Origin of the sequence: Hymenobacter roseosalivarius DSM 11622 (assembly GCF_900176135.1) — a bacterium.
Lineage (GTDB): Bacteria > Bacteroidota > Bacteroidia > Cytophagales > Hymenobacteraceae > Hymenobacter > Hymenobacter roseosalivarius.
This window is the reverse complement of the sequence record NZ_FWWW01000082.1, coordinates 111,861-133,052: the sequence shown is the minus strand read 5'-3', so window position 1 is coordinate 133,052 and position 21,192 is coordinate 111,861. Positions and strand designations below refer to the sequence as shown.

General features: G+C 57.0%; 14 protein-coding genes. 11 read left to right on the top strand and 3 right to left on the bottom strand.

The window, feature by feature from the left end:
• Positions 1–119: 119 nt before the first annotated feature.
• Positions 120–902 carry an XRE family transcriptional regulator gene (locus tag B9A24_RS15145; protein ID WP_084446865.1) on the bottom strand — a complete coding sequence of 261 codons (783 nt, stop codon included), beginning with the start codon at positions 900–902 and terminating at the stop codon, positions 120–122.
• Between the two features lie 177 nt (positions 903–1,079).
• Here B9A24_RS15145 and B9A24_RS15140 point away from each other — a divergent pair, with 177 nt between their 5' ends.
• The 11 genes from B9A24_RS15140 to B9A24_RS15090 all read left to right on the top strand — a co-directional run bounded on the left by B9A24_RS15140 (position 1,080) and on the right by B9A24_RS15090 (position 19,344).
• On the top strand, positions 1,080–1,517 hold the full coding sequence (locus B9A24_RS15140; protein WP_234997326.1) for a YbjN domain-containing protein: 438 nt from the start codon (positions 1,080–1,082) through the stop codon (positions 1,515–1,517).
• Between the two features lie 11 nt (positions 1,518–1,528).
• Positions 1,529–2,245 carry a PspA/IM30 family protein gene (locus B9A24_RS15135; protein WP_084446864.1) on the top strand — a complete coding sequence of 239 codons (717 nt, stop codon included), beginning with the start codon at positions 1,529–1,531 and terminating at the stop codon, positions 2,243–2,245.
• 300 nt (positions 2,246–2,545) lie between these two features.
• Positions 2,546–3,169 carry an OB-fold-containig protein gene (locus tag B9A24_RS15130; protein WP_084446863.1) on the top strand — a complete coding sequence of 208 codons (624 nt, stop codon included), beginning with the start codon at positions 2,546–2,548 and terminating at the stop codon, positions 3,167–3,169.
• 32 nt (positions 3,170–3,201) lie between these two features.
• On the top strand, positions 3,202–3,600 hold the full coding sequence (locus B9A24_RS15125; RefSeq protein WP_084446862.1) for a PH domain-containing protein: 399 nt from the start codon (positions 3,202–3,204) through the stop codon (positions 3,598–3,600).
• Positions 3,601–3,702: 102 nt separating this feature from the next.
• Entirely contained in the window at positions 3,703–5,871 is a 2,169-nt protein-coding gene (locus B9A24_RS15120; protein WP_084446861.1) for a flotillin family protein, read from the top strand.
• Between the two features lie 144 nt (positions 5,872–6,015).
• Positions 6,016–7,485, top strand: a complete 1,470-nt coding sequence (locus B9A24_RS22705) for a DNA repair ATPase (RefSeq protein WP_143434962.1) — start codon at positions 6,016–6,018, stop codon at positions 7,483–7,485.
• Complete coding sequence (locus B9A24_RS15115) at positions 7,431–10,988, top strand: DUF7902 domain-containing protein (protein WP_234997324.1); 3,558 nt, start codon at positions 7,431–7,433, stop codon at positions 10,986–10,988. The genes B9A24_RS22705 and B9A24_RS15115 overlap by 55 nt, the downstream gene beginning before the upstream one ends.
• Positions 10,989–11,510: 522 nt before the next feature.
• The gene (locus B9A24_RS15110; RefSeq protein WP_159452066.1) at positions 11,511–14,705 is read left to right on the top strand and encodes an AsmA family protein; all 3,195 of its coding nucleotides are present in this window, start codon (positions 11,511–11,513) and stop codon (positions 14,703–14,705) included.
• 392 nt (positions 14,706–15,097) lie between these two features.
• Entirely contained in the window at positions 15,098–16,963 is a 1,866-nt protein-coding gene (locus B9A24_RS15100; RefSeq protein WP_084446858.1) for a serine hydrolase domain-containing protein, read from the top strand.
• Positions 16,964–17,085: 122 nt separating this feature from the next.
• A complete protein-coding gene (locus B9A24_RS15095; protein ID WP_084446857.1) occupies positions 17,086–17,757 on the top strand; it encodes a hypothetical protein in 672 nt (223 codons plus the stop codon).
• Between the two features lie 723 nt (positions 17,758–18,480).
• Positions 18,481–19,344: a universal stress protein gene (locus B9A24_RS15090; protein ID WP_159452065.1), complete on the top strand. Its 864-nt coding sequence runs from the start codon at positions 18,481–18,483 to the stop codon at positions 19,342–19,344.
• 121 nt (positions 19,345–19,465) lie between these two features.
• On the opposite strand, the gene B9A24_RS15085 is transcribed toward B9A24_RS15090, so the two are convergent.
• Both B9A24_RS15085 and B9A24_RS15080 read right to left on the bottom strand, forming a co-directional pair.
• Positions 19,466–20,449 carry an ABC transporter ATP-binding protein gene (locus B9A24_RS15085; RefSeq protein ID WP_084446855.1) on the bottom strand — a complete coding sequence of 328 codons (984 nt, stop codon included), beginning with the start codon at positions 20,447–20,449 and terminating at the stop codon, positions 19,466–19,468.
• 137 nt (positions 20,450–20,586) lie between these two features.
• Positions 20,587–21,174: a class I SAM-dependent methyltransferase gene (locus tag B9A24_RS15080; RefSeq protein ID WP_084446854.1), complete on the bottom strand. Its 588-nt coding sequence runs from the start codon at positions 21,172–21,174 to the stop codon at positions 20,587–20,589.
• Positions 21,175–21,192 lie beyond the last annotated feature (18 nt).

The following is a 21,192-nucleotide window of genomic DNA, read 5'->3' as shown; positions in this document are numbered from 1 at the left end:
CACCTATGTTATTACCATACGAGTCAGCTGCCTACTTGGACTGAATACTACCTGAATGAGTAGCGGCGGAGTGCGGGGACAAAAGCCGCGCTAACCAAAGGTTACTATAGGGCACATTCCTATTTAAGCTTCTCCATCAGCTCGTCCACCTTCCGCTCCAGCGTTAACACGCGCTCGTCCAGGAGGGCCGGGGGCCGCAGATGCGTGGTAAATACCCCTTTCACTTCCCAGATTTCCAGGGCCTGAGTCAGCTCAAAATCCTGACTTCCATAATCGGGGTTATCGGCGCGCAGCTTGAGCAGATTGCCCCCCGCCGGCCGGCCAGCGAGGCGGCGCACCAGCACTTTACTCTGCGTTACGAAAACGTAGATATGGCCCGCATGCAGATGAGGCCGGGCCTTATCGACGCGGCAGCAGAGCACAATATCCTGGTGGCGCAGGCCTTGCTGCGGCAGCTGCATATCGGCCCCGGTTATCTCAAATGCCCTGGTAGGCCCACTCAGGCTGTGCGGCAACTGCAGCCAGGGCAGCGCATCGATGAACGCCGGATCGTGGTGGTGGACAATGTACTCCAGCGCCCGATTGCTATGCACCAAGGGCGTCATGTTCTGCTGCCGGTCAGCTTCGGCCAGCGGCGCGGGCGGCGCGGCCGATTGCAGCTTATCCTTAAAAATGTCGAAGTTATACAGCTCATTTACGGTGAGCTCTTTTGTAAGTAGCAGGTCAACTGATAAGCCAAAATGCTGAGCAATCTGAATCAGCGTCTCCATTTTTGGCTCCGACCTGCCTTCTTCATATGCCCCGACACTAGGGCGCGCCAGCCCAAATAGTTCCGCGAAAGCAGCCTGACTAAGTTTTTTGACGGTTCTGAGCTTGCGAATGTTCTTGCCAACGTGCGACATGTGGAAAAATATTTATAGCTCAAATTTTGAGCATGTCTAAAACTTTGAGTAAAGTTGTATCGTAAATTTACCACAATAACGACAACCAGCTTCGCGAGGGTTCTATTTTTTTGAGCCAGCCAGTAATCGGATATATGCTTGCTCGAACTCCGATCAACCTGCTTACCTTCCGCTTTTATGTTTTTGCCCCTCAGCTTCCTTCCTGCCATGACCAACCACTACTTTTTTAAGATTAAGGATTTTCTGTTGGAGCTGGGCTTCGACATCTGCCACGCCGAGGAGCAGGATGGAATTTTTGTGGTGGACAAACCCGAGCTGGGCATCAAAAACCTGGTTATTGGCTGCGGTGACCCCCTCCTGATTCTGGAACAATACCTGCTGGAGCTGCCCGCGCCTTCGCTGGAAGTGTACCAGCGCCTATTGCAGAAAAACCGCGACATCATTCATGGTGCCTTTGCCCTCGACGAAACCGGTCACCGCCTCATCTTCCGCGATACTCTCCAAATCGAAACGCTGGATCTGGTTGAGCTGGAAGCTGTGGTCAACTCGCTGGGGCTGCTGCTCAGTGAGTTCGCCGACGAATTGATTCAGTTTTCTAAACCCGTCACCGTCTAACCTTTACCACGATGAATATCCTGAACCGCCTTTTCAAAATTGGCCAATCCGAAGCGCACGCCGCCGTCAATCAACTCGAAAACCCCATCAACCTGACCGAGCAGGGCCTACGCGACCTGCGCCAGGACCTTGATAAAAGTCTGCACGGCCTGGCCGAGGTGAAAGCCATGGTGATCCGGGCCCGCAACGAGGGCGAAAGCTTCCGCGCCAAAGCCCTGGACTACGAAAACAAAGCCGTATTACTGCTTCAGCGCGCCCACAAAGGTGATTTACCCCCCAGCGAGGCCGACCGCCTGGCCAGCGAAGCCCTGCTCAAAAAGTCCGAAAACGAAGCTCAGGCTGCCTTATCGGCCCAGAACCAAGCCCAGTTCGAGAAGTCGGCCGCGCAGATGGACCAGAACGTGCAGACGCTCAAGCAAACCATCAGCCAGTGGGAAAATGAGCTGAAAACCCTGAAAGCCCGCGCCACGGTGAGCGCCGCCACCAAAAACATCAACAAGCAGCTCGCCCAGCTCGACTCCTCTGGCACGGTAACCTTGCTGGAGCGCATGAAAGAAAAGATTGCCGTGGAAGAAGCACTGGCCGAATCCTACGGCGAAATTGCCAACGAAAGCAAGAGCATCGACCAGGAGATTAATAAAGCCCTGGGCACCGCCAATGCAGGCAAAGCAGCCGAAGAATTGCAGGCACTGAAGGCCAAACTGGGCCTGACCAACGAAGCGAAATAATCACGTGGTTACGGGCCTCACTTATGAATAAGCAAGAAAAAACGCTCTATTATTTATCAGTATTGGTGATAGTCATTGGTGCAGGTCTGCATATCACGCATGTACTAAATACTTCTGCTGTAATGACTTTCGGCTTTGCCCTGGGCCTCCTGACTTACGGCCGATACGCAAGGCGACTAAAGACTCGGACGGAGGAATTGGAAGAAGAAGTGAGGCAACTTCGATCAGCACAATTTTAAATCCTCCAGACCGTCTAGGCTATTTCACTACCTCTACCTTTAAGCTGCCCAGCTTACGTTCATGTTCGAACTTCTTCAAGCCGCTGTTTCACCACCCAATTTGCCCCCCACGGCCTTGCTGGTGTTCGTGCTGCTGTACTGGATCACGGTCATCGTCGGACTTCTAGATATCAGCTCGTTAGACCTAGATATTGAGGTAGAAGGCGACGCCGATGGCCTGAGCGCTGACTGGCTCAACGGAGTCCTGGCTTTCTTCAACCTAGGCCGCATTCCACTCATGATGTTTCTGAGTTTCATGGCGCTGCCGCTGTGGGTGGGCAGCATCCTGGTTAATTTCCACACAGGTAACACATCATTTTTGCTTGGTTTGGTATTCCTGCTGCCCTTATTTATTGGTAGTCTGTTCCTAGCCAAATTCCTGACCTTACCCTTCGTCAAGCTATTTGCTATGCTGGAAAAAGACCACAGTGCCGGCGCAGTAGTTATCGGCAAAGTCTGCACGGTGCTGCTGCCGGCCACGGCCGAAAAGCTGGGTCAGGCCGCCGTCCGCATTGATGGAGCACCACTTATGCTTAATGTAAAAGCGGCCTCCACCGCCGCCGAGCTGCGCAAGGGCGACACAGCCCTGGTTATCGACTTCGATGCTCAGCGTCGGGTGTATTTAATCGAGCCTTACGAAGCGTAATAAGTCACCACACTCCTTCCCTTTTTACGACGATGAATCGCGTGTTTAAAGCCAAAATAAGCTGGTGGATTTTTGCGCCAATCCTGGTGCTGGTAGGCAGCAGCATAGTTTTGCAGGGACGAGCTTCGCTGCTGGGGGGCTTTTTTTCGCTCCTGGCGCTGGCTTTTGTTTTGCATATGTTATTCAGCACTACCTACACGGTTACGCCGGAGCAAGTGGTGGTACAATGCAGCTTCCTGCGTTGGAAAATTCCGACTCAGAGCATCACCCGCATCGTCGAAACCCACAACCCGCTTAGCTCGCCCGCGCCTTCCCTGGACCGTCTCAGAATCAGCTACAACAAGTACGACGAGCTGATGATTTCGCCCCGCGATAAGCAGGAATTTATTGCCGCGTTGCGCCAGCTGAATCCTTGTATTCAGGTCGGCTGACAGCCCGTTCAGGTTGCTCCTACATAAGCTGAAAATCAGCTGTTTTTTCCTCTTTCGACAAACCAGATTTTCTCTTATTTCCTACTTCTATTCCCTACTTTCATGGCTGCTTCCCTTTCTTGGGCCGTGCTTCTAATTCTCGGCTTTATGTTGCTGGGACTCTTGGCTGTTATCGCCAAAATGTACCAGAAAGCCGTGCAGGGCGAAGCCCTTGTACGCACCGGCTTAGGCGACACGCGGGTGTCGTTTTCGGGCATCTTTATCGTGCCCATTCTCCACAAGCTGGAGGTGATGGACATCACCCTCAAGACCATTATTATTTCCCGCGCCGGGGCCGAAGGGCTGGTCTGCAAGGACAATCTGCGGGCCGATGTAAAAGTCAACTTTTTCGTGCGCGTCAATAAGACCCAGGACGACGTGGTGCAGGTAGCCCAGAGCATCGGCACGCGCCGCGCCTCTGACCCTGCCGCTCTGGAAAATTTGTTTGACGCCAAGTTTTCGGAAGCGCTGAAAACCGTGGGCAAGCAGTTCGATTTTATTGAGCTGTATAACTCCCGCGAGCAGTTCAAACAAGAGATTCTGCGCATCATCGGCACCGACCTCAACGGCTACGTGCTCGACGACTGCGCCATTGATTACCTGGAGCAAACTCCGCTCTCCTCGCTCAATCAGGATAACATTCTGGACGCGGAAGGCATCAAGAAAATTATCGCGCTGACTTCGGAGCAGAAAATCCAGGCCAACCTCATTGAGCGTGATATGCAAAAAACGATCAAGAAGCAGGATGTGGAAGCCCAGGAAACCATATTACAGCTTGAAAAGCAGTTGGCTGAAAATGAAGAAAAACAGCGCCGCGAAATTGCCAACATCAAGGCGCGGGAATACGCCGAAACCGAAAAAGTGCGCCACGAAGAGCGCCTGAAAGGTGAGAAAGCCCGCATCATCGCTGACGAAGAAATCAAGATTTCGGAGCAGAACCGCGACCGGCAGATTCTGGTGGCCGAGCGTAATAAGCAGCGTACCGACGCTATTGAAACGGAGCGCGTAGAACAGGCCCGTGCCCTGGAAGTAAACGAGCGGGAGCGCATCGTAGCCCTGGCTCAAATCGAGAAGGAAAAAGCCCTGGAAGAAGAGCGCAAGAACATCCAAGGCATTATCCGCGAGCGGATTACGGTGGAGAAAGCGACCGTAGAGGAGGAGGAGCGTATCAAAGACACCCGCGCCTTCGCCGAAGCTAATCGCCAGATGAAAGTGGCCATCACGAAGGCCGAGCAGGATGCCCAGGAAGCCGGCGTATTGCTCACCCGCGGCGCCGAAGCCGATAAAAACGCCGCCGAGTTCCGCGCCAAGCAGCTGCTCATCGACGCCGAAGCCGAGAAGTCGTCCGCCGACCACCGTGCCCAAGCCATCCGAGTTATGGCCGAAGCCGAAGCCAGCAAAGCTACCGCCGTCGGTCTGGCCGAAGCGCAGGTAATGCAGGCCAAAGCCACCGCCCGCCAGAAGGAAGGCGAAAGCGAAGCCAACGTGCTGCAACTGCAAGCCACGGCCGAGGCTGCCGCCATCCAGGTGAAGTCAATTGCCCAAGCAGACGCCGACGAAAAGCTAGGTTTCGTGGCCGCCAAAGTGGAGCGCGAAAAAGGCTTGGCCGAAGTCAGCATCATTGAGGCCCGCGCCGACGCCGAGCAGAAGAAAGGCTTAGCCGAAGCCAGCGTGGACGAGGCCAAATACGCCGTAGAAGCCAAAGGCATCGAGGCCAAAGCCGACGCCATGAAAAAGCTCGATGGCGTGGGCAAAGACCACGAAGAATTCAAGCTCCGTCTCGACAAAGACAAGTCGATTGAGCTGGCCCAGATCAGTATTCAAAAAGACATTGCCAGCGCTCAGGCCGGCGTTATTTCGGAGGCCCTCAAGTCAGCCAAAATCGACATTGTGGGCGGCGAAACCATGTTCTTCGACCAGATTATCGGCTCCATCACCAAAGGCAAAATGGTAGACCGTACCGTACACAACAGCGAAGTGCTGGGCACGGTAAAAGACGCGTTTTTTCACGTCGATGGCAACGGTGATTTCAAGGCGAATCTGCACCGGTTTATCTCCCAGTTCGGCCTGAAATCGGAGGACGTAAAAAACCTCAGCGTGTCGGCCTTGCTACTCCAATTGATGAACAAGGCCGTCAACCAGCCAACTCGGGATATGCTTACGCAGCTAGCCGGTACAGCCAAGGCGCTGGGCATTGCGGATAGGCAGGTGCACACGATTGATTTGAAGTAGCTTTCAACGATTGCCTCACCCCCTAGCCCCCTCTCCCAAAGAGAGGGGAACTAGTTCTAACAACCAGAATGCTAAAAACTAGCTCCCCTCCTCAGATGAATTCCGCGCATCAAGCGGCGTGGGTTGGGGGGTGAGGTCCATCGTATGGAACAACTCGAAACCGGCACCTACGAAATTCTGCGCAACCGCCTGACCACCAGCGGCAGCGACCTACGCCTGCGGTTAGAAAAGCTCAATGCTGAGCGCAAAGCCGTATTTGGTGCAATCGATACCAAGCTGATCGGCACCGGTCGTATCACCACCGAGAACAACTGTGTGCCGTGGGATATGGTACCCGTGGGGGGCAATTTTTTGTTTGGCTACAACGTGCTGATCGGGCTGAAAGCGGAGCCGGAAGTAGCCGATGTTTTTGGAGTGTATGACTACACGAATCACGAGTTTTGGTCGCTGGGGTTGGAGCTGATTTCGGCACCCCAGTTCGTGGAGGAATTTCGCAACTTATACCGCTATTATAAGAACACCCAGTTCGTGAAGTTCGCGGTGCTGGGGGCGCATTTGTTTATGGTGTTTCGGGTGGGCAAAAGCGCCAGCGACATCAAGACATTTAAGTGGCTGTTGCAGGGTGATACGCTAACGTATCTGGACAACCGCTCGGACCACGAGTACACGTTTCCGGCTCAGCACGAGTTTACCTGGAAGCGCGCCACCCGCGATATGCAGCGGGCTGGCAAATACCCGCATATCAGCATCGAGGACAAGGTTTTTGTGGAAACCATCCACGGTGACCTCACCATTAAAGTTGAAAACAACACCGAAACTGGCCAGGGAATTTACTCCGAACCCGTGGCGGATAAAGACCAAACCCTCGACGATTCGGAGATTTATTACGCCGTCGTCGGCAACCTGGTTCTGCTTAAAATCCGGCCGTATAAGGAGCCGGATTATCGGCATTTTCTCTTCAACGAAAAGCTAAAAACGGCTCAGCGTCTGGATGCGCTGGCCGAGGCCTGCGTGCTGCTTCCTGATGGACAAGGACTGATTTTTCCGCATGGATTTTACCTGCAAACCGGCGCGGGAAAACTGTTCGAAAACAGCCTGCGCCACATGCTCTTTGAGAAGCGTATTACCTCGCCGAATGGCGAGGATTTTCTATACGTTTTTTACAACAAAGACAACGGCGCGTATCTGCTTTTGTCGTACAATTTAATTGCGCAACGCGTCAATAATCCGATTAGCTGCCACGGCTACGCGCTGTTTGCCAACGGCGAGCTGTGCTACTTCCGCGCCGACGACGAAGCCAAGAAACACCACGCCGTGCAGATCTGGCAGACGCCCTACGTCGCACCCGATTTTCAGCTGCCTGTTACCTCCGATTCTTATCTGTATAAGCTTGGCAATAAGGAGATTGTACGGGCCATGGCCGAGGCGCAGGAAATCCTGACCCTGCTTAGCAAAGACGACAGCTACGCCGGCCTGTACCTGGATTTAATTCGCCTCACGACCACCCTCACCGACACCTATCACTGGCTGCGCGAACCAGCGGCCCAGGCCCTGAGCCGTTGCAGGCGATTCGGCAGGCGGCCCACGCGGCGGTGGAGGAGTTCGAGAAAGTAGTAAGCATCCGCAAAAGCACGGGTGCTGAGACGCAGCGTGTGTTCGCGAAAGCGGATGAGCTGATGGGGCGGATCAAGCGCACGTCGGCGCAGGACGTGAACGACTACGTGCGCCTGCTGGCCGAATTGCGCACGGTGCGGGGCGAGGTTATTTCGCTAAAGGAATTGCGCTACGCGGATGCGCCGGCCATTGAAAAATACGCTGCCGATTTAGTACAAAACACCAAGCAGGTTGCCGGGCAAACCGTTGATTTTCTGCTTCAACCCGACGCCTTGCAGCCCTACGCCGTGCGCGTGCAGGCCATTGCCGACGGCATTGAAAAAATTCAGAAGGTAACGGAAGCCAACGAGCGCGAGAAAGAAGCCAACGCCGTGTCGGCGGAGCTGGAATTACTGATCGAAGTGGTCAGCAACCTCACTATTGAGGACCCGACCCAGACCACGCGCATCATCGACAACATCTCCACGATTTACGCCGGCTTCAACCAGATTCGGGCGGCGCTGAAGCGACGGCGGCATGCCCTGGCCGGCACGGAGGCGCAGGCGGAGTTCTCGGCACAAATGAAGCTGCTGGAGCAGGCGTTGGTCAACTACCTGGACCTGAGCGACACGCCGGCTAAGTGCGAGGAGTACAGCACCAAACTGCAGGTGCAATTGGAAGAGCTGGGGGGCAAATTTCCTGAGTTCGATGAGTTTCTGGCCCAGCTGTCCACCCGGCGCGAGGAAGTATACGAGGCGTTCGAGTCGCGCAAGGTGAGCCTGGTGGAAGCGCGCAACCAACGTGCTTCCAGTCTGCTCCAATCGGCGGAGCGTGTGCTGAAAGCCGTGCAAACCCGCCTAGGCCGACTGACGACGGTGGCCGAAATTAACGGCTATTTCGCGGCTGATCTGATGGTGGAGAAAGTCCGGCAAACGGTGCGGGATTTGCTGGCCCTCGGCGACCCGGTGAAGGCCGATGACTTGCAAAGCCGCCTCAAAACGGTGAAAGAAGACGCGCTGCGCCAGCTGAAAGACCGCGCCGAGCTATTCGTGGACGGCGGCCAGGCGCTCAAGTTCGGCCCCTACGCCTTCACCGTAAATACCCAGCCCCTGGAACTGACCATGGTGCTGCGCGATGGCGACCTACATTATCACCTCACGGGCACTAATTTTTTCCAGAAAATAACCGAGCCCGCTTTCCTCGCGGCCCGCGCCGTGTGGGACCAGACGGTGGTATCAGAAAATCAGGAAGTGTACCGGGGCGAATATCTGGCCTGGCTTATTCTCCAGGCCGCCGCTCAGCCTGCGCCGGCCCATGATGGTGTTCCGGCTGTGCTGTCGCTGACCGAGCTAGCCCACCTGACCACCGCCGAGCTGACTACGCACGTGCAGCAGTTTATGGCCCCGCGCTACGCCGAAGGCTACCTCAAAGGCGTGCACGACCACGACGCGGCTCTGTTGCTGGAAGCCCTGGTGCGCCTCACCCGCACCGCCAATTTACTGCGTTACCCGACCGACGTGCGCGCCGCCGCCGCCCTGTTTTGGCAGAAATTTGCCCCCCAGGACCGCAAAGCCACCTGGCAGCGTCAGATGCAGGGCATCGCGGTATTGCTGCAAGTATTCCCCGACTCGCGCGAATTCGCGGGCCTGATGGCGGAGCTGCAACAAGCCATTACCGAGTTTGCCGCGACTACCGGCCTATTTTTGCCCCCCAGCCTGACCGAAGCCGGCGAGTATCTATTCCACGAGCTGACAAGGTCAATTAACAATGAACAGTTAACAATTACCAGTTTACCTACCACCAAGCTAACAGCTGACAACGACCAAAAACCAAAAACCAGCAACCAAAAGCTAATCACTCATCCCTTCGTTATTGCCGACGAAGCCGCCCAATTATATCAATTGTTTCAGCGGTCTTTGCAGGAGCGGCGGGCCACGGAGGCGTACTCTGCATCGGTGGCGGGATTGGCGGAACAGCCGACCGCGCAGGTGGAGCTGATCCGGCAGTGGCTCCACGCGTTTCTGCGCCAGGGTGAGGCGGCGGCGGGGCTGCATGGGTACCGCGACGAGTGCGCGGTATTGTTGGCTACGGGCGGCTACGCGCCCCAGCAGATTATTCGCACGCCCCTGCGCGAAACGCTGACTGGTTTGCAGGGCAGTCACCCGCACATTCAGGAACGGAAGTATACACTGAACTTTCCTGAATTTCGTCGCCGCCTGCGCCACTTTACCAACATGGTTGTGTCGCAGTTTGAGGCGTTTTTGGAGCTAAAAAAGGAGCTGCTGGCCCGTTTCACCGCCGACTTGCGCTTGTCGGAGTTCCGGCCCCGTGTGCTTTCGTCTTTCGTGCGCAACAAGCTGATTGATGAGGTGTATTTGCCTCTAATTGGTGCCAACCTCGCCAAGCAAATCGGGACGGCGGGCGAGGGCAAGCGCACCGATCTGATGGGCCTGCTGCTGCTGGTGTCGCCGCCCGGCTACGGCAAAACTACGCTCATGGAGTACGTAGCCAATCGGTTAGGGCTAATTTTTATGAAAATCAACGGACCGGCAATCGGACACGCCGTGACAAGCGTGGACCCGGCCCAGGCACCTAATTCCGGGGCGCGGGAGGAGCTATTGAAGCTGAATCTGGCCTTTGAGATGGGCGACAACGTGATGATTTATCTGGACGATATTCAGCACTGCAATCCGGAGTTTCTGCAGAAGTTTATTTCCCTCTGCGACGCTCAGCGCAAGATTGAGGGCGTGTACCAGGGCCGGGCCAAAACCTACGACTTTCGGGGGCGCAAAGTGTGCGTGGTAATGGCCGGCAATCCCTACACCGAGAGCGGCGAGCAGTTCCGCATCCCCGACATGCTCGCCAACCGCGCCGACATCTACAACCTCGGCGACATCATCGGCGATACGGCTGACGTGTTCCACCTGAGCTACCTCGAAAACGCGCTGACCAGCAACGCCGTGCTGAGCCGGCTGGGGGGCAATTTGGCCGACGTACACCCGCTCATCCGTCTGGCCCAGACCGGCGACGGCACCGGGCTCAACCTCACTGGCAACCACTCGCCGGAAGAAGTAAACGAGTACGTGGCCGTGCTGCAAAAACTGCTGCGTATCCGCGACGTGGTAGCGCGCGTGAACGAGGAATATATTCGCTCCGCCGCCCAGGCCAACGAGTATCGCACCGAGCCGCCCTTCAAGTTGCAAGGCTCTTACCGCAACATGAGCAAGCTGGCCGAAAAGGTGCGCCCCGTGATGAACGACGAAGAAACCCGCACCCTCCTGCTCACCCACTACGAAAACGAAGCCCAAACCCTGACGAGCGGGACTGAAGCAAACTTGCTCAAGCTCCGCGAGCTGTTGGGCTGGCTCACCCCCACCGAAGCCGAGCGCTGGGAAGCCATCAAAGACACCTTTCGCCGCAACCTGCGCACCAGCAGCGGCGGCCAACTCAGCCAGGTGCTCACTCAGATGGAGAATATCGCCGGGGGACTGAGTGGAATTCGGGAGGCGTTGAAGCGGGAATAGTACGTTTAGAAGCTGTTGAATCAACTCGCGTGCGGATGTTGCCACCCTAACTCAATCAAAAAGACCGTCATGCAGAGCGGCAGCGAAGCAGCTCGCGTGCTGACGTTGCAATGGTAATTTCCCAAAGCAGTTGTCTCCAGTTATCGTTCATCCTGCGTTGACGAAGGACCTACTCCTGCCAGCACGAGGCGTTGCTATTCTAGCTGTTCATCGGGCATAAGGTCTTTCCTTCGTCAGGATGACAGTTGGGTTGAAAATTACCTTGACAACGACTGCATGTGAGCTGCTTCGCTGCCGCTCTGCATAACGGTCTTATCTACATGAAGTTCTTATAAGTTACTGTGCACCTTATTTGTCGATCTTGGGCAAGACTTATCTATCTTACCTCCCACCTTCCTTAACCCAATACAAGCTCAACTAGTCAGCAACCCGTCATTATTCGTAACTAGCCGTGTAGTCGCAACAGGAGCGGCATTCTTTATGAAATGGAGTTGGCTTCGGCGCTTACTGGTTGTTGTATTCTTGCTGATAGTACTTGCGCTGGGGCTGGTGGCCGCGTTGGTGGGCAGCGGCTTTGGGCAGCGGCGCGTGGAACAGTGGGTACGCAGGCAACACGAGCAGAATTCGGCGCTGGTGCTGGCGCCGTTTGAAGTTACTATTTCACCCTGGCGCGACTTTCCCCATGTTACGGCATCTTTGGTGGGCGTAAGCCTGACCGACTCCGCGCACCAGCAGCCCTTGCAGGTGCTGCGCATCGCGCGGGTCGATATGCGGCTTTCACTGCGCGAACTGCTGCGGCGGCAGGTGTACGTCACGCAGCTCACTATTACTGACGTAGTCATGCAGGAGCGGGTCGATTCGCTGGGGCGCAGCTGGAGCCTGGGGCGCAAGGGCCAGCGCAAGCAGGGGCCGGGCTCAGCGCCGAAGATGAATCTGAAGCTGGACGTGTTACTTATCAACAACTTCCGCATCATTACCCGCAACGACTATACCGATGGCTTGTTTGCCGCCCAGGTGCGGCAAGCCCGGCTGCGGGCGTATGTGCGGGGAGGCGTGCTGCGCATGGCCGGCACTCTCGATGGGCGGATTGAACGTCTGGGCTCTACCTCCGAACCGCTGTTTGCCAGTGAGCCGGTGCGGGCCTGGGCTAATTACCGCTACGACTTTCGCAGGCGTCAGGGCTACGTTCATCACACGCGGGCCACCCTCAACGGCGACACCGTACAGATCAGCGGTACGCATACCGTGAAGCCCGGCCAGGCGGGCACCGAGCTCGACTTTCGGTTTGCGGGCACCCAGCCCCTGCCCGATGTGCTGCGCCTCGCGCTGCCGCTGAGCTTGCGGCCCGTCGTAGAAGGCGCTACCAGCCCCAGCAAAGCCCATATTCGCTATACCATCCGGGGGCTGAGCGGCCCTACCTTCCGGCCGCGCAACGTGCTGCGGTTTGCGCTGCGCGACGCCCAGCTTACCTGGCCCGATACCACCCGCCACATCAAGCGCTGGGATATGGCCGGCACCTACGACAACGGCCCTGGCCATACGCCCAAAACCACTACCCTCACCCTCGACCACTGCCGCATTCACACCACGCCGGGGTGGCTCGACGTGGCCCTCTCCATTCGTGACTTTACCCGCCCGTTTCTGACTGGGCAGCTGATCGGGCGTACGGAGCTGCCGGAGCTGGCGACCGTGGTGGCCCCGGAGTTGTTGCGGGCCCGGCGCGGCACGGCCGAGCTTGATCTTCAGCTGCGCGGGCCACTGCCGCCGCAGTCGGATCGCAATATGCCGCTTTACTTGGATAGCCTGTCGGTGCGGGGCGCGGTGACGTTGCGCGATGCTTCCTTCGTGCTGCTTGACCGGGGGGCAAACTTCTCGGGCGTAAACGTGCGGGTGGGTTTGCAGGACAGCCGCTGGCACCTCACCAATGCGACGGGGGTACTGGATGGCATGCGGTTTCGGGCCACGGCTACTACTACGCATCTGCTGGATTATCTGACCAAGCGGCACCCGACCACCGAGATTACCGGCAACTTTGCCGTTGATGAGGTGCGCCTGGACCGCGTGCGCGAGCTGCTGCGGCCCGTGGCTACGGGCCCCGCCCGCGCCACCTCCTCCGTACCGACTAAGTCCGGGCAACTGGACATGAGCATGTTTCCGCCGGGGTTGCGCCTGAACGTGGGCTTGCGCTGCGACCGGCTGCTGCTGCCCGCCGATACCATCAACCGCCTGGCCGTGACCGTGCGCCACGATGGCCGCCGCGTGCAGCTCGATAACATGCGCGCCCAGGTGTGGGGTGCCGACGTGAGCGGCCGGGCTTCCTGGCCCTCCGACACGACCCAGCAGGTAGCTCCCATCCGTTTCGAGCTGACGGTAAAATACGGTCAGCTCAACTATCAGAACCTGATTCGGCACGCGGCGCGCCCGCCCCAGCGCTCGACCAAGGAGCCCGCCAGTCCGGCCCTGCGCGAGCTGCTGCTGGCTGCCAACGGCTACGTTACCTGCACGATCGATGCTATGCAGCTCTCTGCCGGCGAAAACATTCGAAACCTGCGGCTGCGCCTGGAAAAGACGGGCAGCTCGCTGCAAATGCCTTACCTCAACTTCGCCACTACCCGGGGCGGCATCGGCAAAGCCACGGCCACGGTGCGCGTGGCAGGCACCCGCGTCCAGGCCGCCAACGCGACTCTCGATCTGCGCTACGCGACCCTCGATGTGCAGCAGCTGCTGCAAATGCTGGCCGGCCTGGACGCGAAGGAAGAAAATACCCCCCAGTCGTCTCAGGGCGCTAGCCACCGAAAGCGACCGGCCGCATCTGCCAACGGCACTCCCCGCGACAAGTCGCTGCTTTCTAATGGTATTCTGAGCGCCGTGGTGCGCGTGCGGGCCGACCAGGTGCAGTACGCGGCGGTGCGCGGCACGCGGTTTCGGCTGGTGTCGCGGCTGCGGGAGGGCGAGGCGGTACTGGAAGAATGCTCCCTGAATGCGTTTCAGGGCCGGGTGAAGCTGCGCGGACGTATGCTCACCAATACTGGGCAGAACCACCATCCCCTGCAAGTCCAGACGCAGCTGGAGGACATTGCCCTGCCGGAGCTGTTTACCACGCTCACCGATATGAACATCAACCTGCTCGACGGCCACAACGTGCGCGGCACCCTGCGCTGCGCCGCCGACCTCCACACCGACCTCGACTCAACTTTCCTGCCCGTATTTGCCACCACCTTAGGTTACCTCAAGACGGATATCCGCAACCTGGAGCTGCTGAACGTGGACGTATTTACGGAGGCGCTGAAGTTTATGAAAACGGAGCGTACCAGTCACCTGTTTTTTGAGCCCGTCAGCACGCGGTTTCTGCTGCACGATGGACAGGTGCTAATTCCGAGTCTGCGCCTGAACAGCAACCTGAGCAACCTCGAAGTCAGTGGCTACTACCAACTCGATGGGCGCGCCAACCTGTACGTAAGCCTCAATCCATTGCAGGTGCTGTTTGGCGATAACAAAAAGCGCGTCGAGCGCATCCAGCAGGGTCGCCTGATCCGCAGCTCCCGGGGCCGGCCTACGGTTATCAACCTGCACCGCCCCGCTGCCGGCCAGCCCTATAAGGTGCGTCTGTTCAAGAAAGCCGAACAGCAGCAGCAGCAGGAAGCCCTGCGCCAGCAGGCCCGGCAGCTGCTCCTGACCCAGCCTCTGGATACGACGCTGCGGCTTTTGCGGCCGTAGGGGGCATTTGCTGCATTTGAAGCGCGTCTCTTATTCCCTCAAGTGCTATCCGCGTCGTCTGTCATGCAGAGCAGAGCGAAGCATCTCGCGCGCTGATGGTGCAATTGTAATTAACCAAACACGCGAGATGCTTCGCTCTGCTCTGCGTGACGACTAGATAGTTTGAATCCAATATGCCAGTTTCCCTCTGGATAGTACCCCACTGTAGAGACGCATAGTTGCGTCTCGTCGTTGCTGACGTTGTTCAACCTGTCATCCTTATCCAAAAAAGCCCCCCAGATAGCCGCAGCCAGTTTCTTAGTCCTTATATCAGCTGCCTCATCATTCTGCGTTTGTTTAAATAGACAAACCGCTATCTTCCAGCGCAAATATCTGTTTCCTCCGCGCTCATCGTGAAAAAGCTACTTCTGTTCCTGGCGCTGCTGGGGTCTTGCTTGGCCGCCCAGGCCCAGCGCCCGACCCGGCCGATTACCACCATTCCGCAGCTGACCGATTCCATTAAGCGCATCATGCGGCGCGAGCATATTCCGGGGCTGCTGCTCACCTTGATTACCCGCGACTCGGTGCTGTACGCGGGCGGGCTGGGCCTGGCCGATGTTGAGAAAAAGCAGCCCGTGACGCCGCACACGCTGTTTCGGGTGGGGTCGGTTACCAAGTCGTTTGTGGCGGTAGGACTGCTGCAATTGGTGGAGCAGGGCAAGTTGAGCCTCAACGATGAGCTGCGCAAAATTACCCCCGAGGTTCCCATCGATAACCCCTGGGAAGCCACCGACCCGGTGCGCGTGGTGCATGTGCTGGAGCATACCGCCGGCTTCGACGATATGCATTTCAACCATGTGTACAACACCACGCCCACCGACCCACGGGGCGCGGCCGTGGTCCAGATTTTCCGCGAGGAGCTGCGCTGCCGCTGGCGGCCCGGCGAGCGGATGTCGTACTCCAACCCCGGCTATCTGGTGGCGGGCTATCTGCTCGAAAAGCTGAGCGGGGAGCCCTACGAGCACTCCCTCGCTAAGAACGTGCTGCGCCCCTTGGGTATGCCCGATGCTACCGCGACCCTGCGCCCCGAGTCAGATTCGCGGCTGGCGCGGGGGTATGCGTATGCCGATGGTGGCTATCAGCCCGTGTCGTTGCTGCCCATTTATGCGGGTCCGGCGGGCTCCCTGAGCGCCTCGGCCATCGATATGGCCCGCTGGGTGCAGTTCTTCCTCCGCGACTTCCGCACGCCCGACGGCACGGCCCTGCTCCAGCCTACCAGTCTGCGCGAGATGGAAACCGTGCACAGCCCCCTCGAAGCCCGTGCCGGCCTGCAAACCGGCTACGGCCTGGCCAACATGCTCATCAACCGGAAAGGTAAAGCCACGTTTCGGGGGCACAATGGGGGCATCGAAGGGTTCATCTCCCTTTTTGCCTACAACCGGGAGCTAGGCTTGGGCTACGCCCTTTCCAACAACGGTGCCCAGCCGCTCACCAGCATCAGTACCCTGGTTCGGGAGTTTCTGCTGCGCGACCAGCTCACCCCGCCCCCGCCGTCCGTGCTGGCCCTCGATACAACGGCCCTCGCCCCTTATCTGGGCCACTACCAGGACGCGGCGCCCCGCAACGCGCTGCTCGGCTTCAGCAGCCACCTGCTGGGGGGCATTTCCTTGGAGCGCCGCGGGCAGCTGCTCACCCTGCAGCCCCTGATCGGCGACCCCGATACCCTCTTGGCTACCGGCCCGCTCACCTTTCGCCCCAGCGGCCAGCTGCGGCCGAGCGTGGCTCTCACCCGCGACCACGACGGCGAGCCGGTGCTGATTTCGCCCCAGGGCTACTCCCTCAAAGCGGGCATCTGGTGGTGGCTGCCGCCCACCTTGTTTTGGGTCAGCATCTTGCTGGCTACCACGTCCAGCGTGGCCGGGTTGGTCTGGCTGATTTATGCCGTGCGCCGACAGCTGCCCCGCCCCCAGTTGCTACCACGTCTGCTGCCGCTGCTGGCCACGGTGGCGCTGGTAGCTCTTGGGTTTGCCCTGGGTAGTCTGGGGGGCAATGTGGCGGCGGCCGGGCGCGTGAGCGTCCAAAGCGTCCTGCTCTTCGTCGCGCCGCTGGCCTTTACCGTGCTCACCCTCTGGGGCCTGATTTTGACGGTGCGCCGCTTCCACCTGTTTCGCAGCCGCGTGGTGGCCTGGTACCTGCTACTCACCTATGGCGCCCTGGGCCTGGTGGCAACGGTATTAGGGTCGTATGGATGGCTGGGGTTGCAACTGTGGAGCGTATAACTACGAAAAAGTACAAATTTCTAATAAAATCTTCTCAACTTATTTATTCATAGCATTTTAGCTTGCTTATTCAAGCATTTTAAATAGCCTATAGGTTTACTTTCTTTTTACACTTTTGCTTTATGAAGCTAACCTTTTGCACCGTTTACATTTTGCCACTAGTCTTTCCTACTCTCAGCCAAGCTCAGGAAGCGTCAGTGGCACCCACTGACACTGTTGGCTATATAAAAGGCGGCTACGGCAAGTTCCGCGACACCTTTTATATGGGTAACCTCATCAAGATAGATGGCACCCAGCTAACGGGCGTATATCTGCCGGCTACCCTAATGGGCTACGGAACACAAATTGACTACTTCCTTACGCCTCCCGGACAACCAAAGCGAGCAAAGCGATATACCCTAAAAATAAAAAAAGTGCAGTCGATGACCGTGCACAGACGCTACTATGAGAACATTCTGAGTAAAGGCAAACCATCCAAAGTGCTGGGCGTGCGCATGCTGACGGGCCCGGTGGAGCTGCTCACGTACGCTCAACCCGGGGTTGTGCCGGTTCCAATACCCGGCGCGGCCGTACTGTTGGTGAATGCTTACACGAACAACCGCTGGTACGTGCGCCGCAACGGCGAACTAAAGGAAGTAAGCCGGCTCAACTTTGCGACCGAAATGAGCCAGTACCTCGCCGATTATCCCGAATTAGCCCAAAAAGTAATTGTCGGCGAAAAGAATTACCGCTACCGCAATACTTTATCTATCATCACTGAATACAATCAGCACGCCACGGCAGCTAGCAAATAAATCAGCCACTCCGGACTGGTTAGGTTATACCCGACACTAACTATTGCCGTGCCTGCGGTGGCTGGCATTGAGGTTGTTAGGATTACCCCGACCAACTGGGACAAGAGTTGGTAATCGGACCAACTGATCCTCGTAATCGTCATGCTCTTTGCCAGTCCTCTTAGTATTAACCCCGCTCACCCCCGCGGGACTAACAGCTTTTTCAGCTGACTCCGCAGCCGCATAGTAGCTTGCACTTACTACTTACCTGTAGGCGTGAACTGGCCAGTAACAGTGTTGGGAACGTATGATTGGCTAAAGTTGTGGGCGTGAGGGGTGTTGTCTTGTCCACTACTTATTAATAGCACTATTCCAAAAAGCCCCAGCCGCCACCGCAGTTGGGGCTTCTTTTGCTGCTGACTGGGAGCTGGGACCAACAAAAAAGCCCCCCAGCGCGGCTGCACCCGCACCGCACGGCCTGACCTCCGGCTTTCACTGAATTGGCCGGTTTCTGTCGCCGCTGCGGCTACTGGGCTGTGGCGGTCAGCAAGGCTCAGTTACCCTGAAGGCAATTAGCCTGTTTGTATTCCACTATCAGCTAGCTAACTGGCTGGCAAAAGCAAGAAAATACTACCAGTAGCTAAGTTGTCATATTGCTTTATTAAAATATAATATGTAAATTATTACACCAGCCTTACGAAGGCGCGCAGCCCCGATATGGCCCATCATTCACCATTTACTGCCATGCAAAACATCCTTGTACCTACCGATTTTTCTCCTGAAGCCCACAATGCCTTCGAGGTAGCTGTGCAGTTGGCCCACCGCACGCACGGGCAGATCACGCTGCTGCACGTAGTGGAAGCGGCAGGCGGTACCAGTATGGTAACCACCGGCGGCGTATCGAGCGGGGCATCGCGCCATGGCGTGTTTATGGTGCAGCTGCTCCAGCGCACCAAGCAGCGCATGCGCCAACTGATAGCGGAAATGATCCGTACCGCGCCCGATGTAACGGTGCACGACCGCGTGGTGACCGGCGACGTGGATGAGGCCATTCTGGAAGTTATTCGCGAGCAGAACATCGACCTGGTGGTGATGGGAGCCCACATTCATGCGCCGGCCTTTCTGCATTTATTTGACCTGGATTCGCACGCCGAGCGGCTGGTGCGCCTGTCGCCCTGCCCCGTGCTTACGGTGAAGCTGCCGGCCCCCCATTTCGAGGTGCGCTCCATTGTTTTTGCCTCCGACTTCTCCCACGAAGCCGACCGCGCCGTACGGAGCCTGCGGCAGGTGTGCGCCGCCTTCCCCGAGGCCACCCTCCACCTGCTCGACGTCGTGACCCGCGCTGAAGACTACTCCAGCGCCATCGACCGCATTTACGCCTTCGCCGACCGCCACCACCTGCTCAACTACGAGCCCGACGTGGTAAATGCTCCCCAGGTGAGCGTCGGAGTGCCGCGCTACGCCGAGCAGTCGCACGCCGACCTTGTGGTAATGCTCTCCCACGGTCGCACGGGCCTCTGGCATTTCCTGCACGGCGGCAGCACGGCCGAAAGTGTAGCAGTACAAGCCAAAGCACCGGTGCTTACCTTCCACCCGGAAACATACTAAGCGCCCACACGGAAGGCCCTCAGACCGCACCATGCTAACCTGTTGACGCCAGAACGGGGTAGAGACGCAACTATGCGTCTCTACCCCGTTCTGGCGTCAACGAATTACACTGCCGTTTACGTCACACATACCAGACCCCACCAGCGGCCAGCGAAACAGTAACAGTGTCGCCGGGTGCAGCACTTCCTACTCTGGTGCGTACTGTAACACTACCACCGGCCAGCTGCACTTCTACTTCGGAATAGGAGCCGAAGAAACGCACGTTTTTCACCTCACCGGCAATACTATTTTTAGTGGCTGAATCTAAGCTAAAATTCTCAGGCCGAATCAGCAGCATTTTACGCTTTACTTTTGCCCCGGCCGCCGCCGAAAAAGCCTTAATTTGCGCGGCACTCGTTATCAGGTTATATGTCCCAAACAGGCCCGCCACATATTCATTCACGGGCTGGTTATAAATCTGCGCTGGGGTGCCTTTTTGCACTATCTGTCCCCCACACATCACCACTATTTCATCGGCCCACGAAAGCGTATCCAGCGGGTCGTGGGAGATGAGAATGCAGGTAATTTGCAGCTGCTCGCCGATATCCTGAATAACTGATTTCAGGATATTTTTATGCACCATATCCAGATTGGAAAACGGCTCATCTAGCAAGAGTAATTTGGGTGAAGAAAGCAGCAGCTTGGCAAGCGCGATCCGCTGCCTTTCGCCACCTGATAACTGGTCGGTGCGACGCTCGCCCAAATGGTCAATCCGACACACTTCAAACAGTGTTTGAGCCTCCGCCACTGACAGCTGATTAGCGTATTGGAGTACTTGCTCTACCCGCAGAAACTTAGGCAGCTCAAACTGCTGCGACAGATACGAAATACCCGGATTTCCCGGCATCAATTGTTCGGCCGGGCCTTTGGCTTTTCGGCCCGCAAACCACACTTCACCGGCATCGGGCTGCACCAGACCGGCTATGGTTTGGAGCAAAGTACTTTTGCCCGCGCCGGTTTCACCAGCCAGGGCAATTTTCTGCCCTTTTTGCTGAGTGAAGCTGATGTCATTTAGAATAAATTTCTCTTTTTCCTGCAGTGTAATTCCTGATACAGTTAACATCATACAAGCGGAAAGCGTGAGGGGTGGTACTACGACTCCAAAGTCGTAGTACATCTGTTGTTGCGGATGACTACGTATGCCGGGGCCCTTCAACGATAGTGGTACTACGCCTCAAAGTCGTAGTACCACGCAACGGATGATTAGGCCGGTAATTTACTGTCGGTAATTTCGCTGCTTTGCGGGGCATAGGTTAGCACGTAAGCGGGCGGTAAGTTGAGCAGCACATACGTGTCGTCGAGCAGGCGAAAGAAGCGCATGAACAGGCGTTTATTCTGCAGAGAATACTGAAATAGTATGAGCTTGCCATCCGGTATTAATAATTGCTGGGTGTGCTCCAAAATGCGCCAACCTAAGCGGCGCGGCAGCAAAGAAAATGGCAAGCCGCAAACCACGCAATCCACTTTATCCAAGCCCAATTTCATCAAATACTCGCCGGTTTGGTCGGCTGAGCCGTGGATGATGTGCACATTGGGCTGGCCCGAGTAGCGCTCCTTCAGCAACTGACTGAAACGCCGGTTTACTTCTACCAGGACAATGGCTGTTTCGGCTCGGCGGCGCTGAAGTAGAATATCGGTAAAAACGCCCGTGCCGGGGCCGTACTCCACGATACAGCGGGCACTGGCAAAGTCAATGGGGGCCATTACTTTTTCGGTTAGCTCGCGGGAACTGGGCACCATGGAGCCTACCATAGCAGGATTGCGCAGAAATTCTTCTAAAAAGGACGGCATCAGGAAGCGAGAGTTAGA

Bases quoted from the DNA above. Each gene is read 5' to 3' on its own strand.
- B9A24_RS15145 (WP_084446865.1), bottom strand. From the start codon at position 902: ATGTCGCACGTTGGCAAGAACATTCGCAAGCTCAGAACCGTCAAAAAA.
- B9A24_RS15120 (WP_084446861.1), top strand. From the start codon at position 3,703: ATGGCTGCTTCCCTTTCTTGGGCCGTGCTTCTAATTCTCGGCTTTATG.
- B9A24_RS15090 (WP_159452065.1), top strand. From the start codon at position 18,481: ATGCAAAACATCCTTGTACCTACCGATTTTTCTCCTGAAGCCCACAAT.
- B9A24_RS15085 (WP_084446855.1), bottom strand. From the start codon at position 20,449: ATGATGTTAACTGTATCAGGAATTACACTGCAGGAAAAAGAGAAATTT.
- B9A24_RS15080 (WP_084446854.1), bottom strand. From the start codon at position 21,174: ATGCCGTCCTTTTTAGAAGAATTTCTGCGCAATCCTGCTATGGTAGGC.
- B9A24_RS15135 (WP_084446864.1), top strand. From the start codon at position 1,529: ATGAATATCCTGAACCGCCTTTTCAAAATTGGCCAATCCGAAGCGCAC.
- B9A24_RS15095 (WP_084446857.1), top strand. From the start codon at position 17,086: ATGAAGCTAACCTTTTGCACCGTTTACATTTTGCCACTAGTCTTTCCT.
- B9A24_RS15125 (WP_084446862.1), top strand. From the start codon at position 3,202: ATGAATCGCGTGTTTAAAGCCAAAATAAGCTGGTGGATTTTTGCGCCA.
- B9A24_RS15140 (WP_234997326.1), top strand. From the start codon at position 1,080: ATGTTTTTGCCCCTCAGCTTCCTTCCTGCCATGACCAACCACTACTTT.
- B9A24_RS22705 (WP_143434962.1), top strand. From the start codon at position 6,016: ATGGAACAACTCGAAACCGGCACCTACGAAATTCTGCGCAACCGCCTG.
- B9A24_RS15130 (WP_084446863.1), top strand. From the start codon at position 2,546: ATGTTCGAACTTCTTCAAGCCGCTGTTTCACCACCCAATTTGCCCCCC.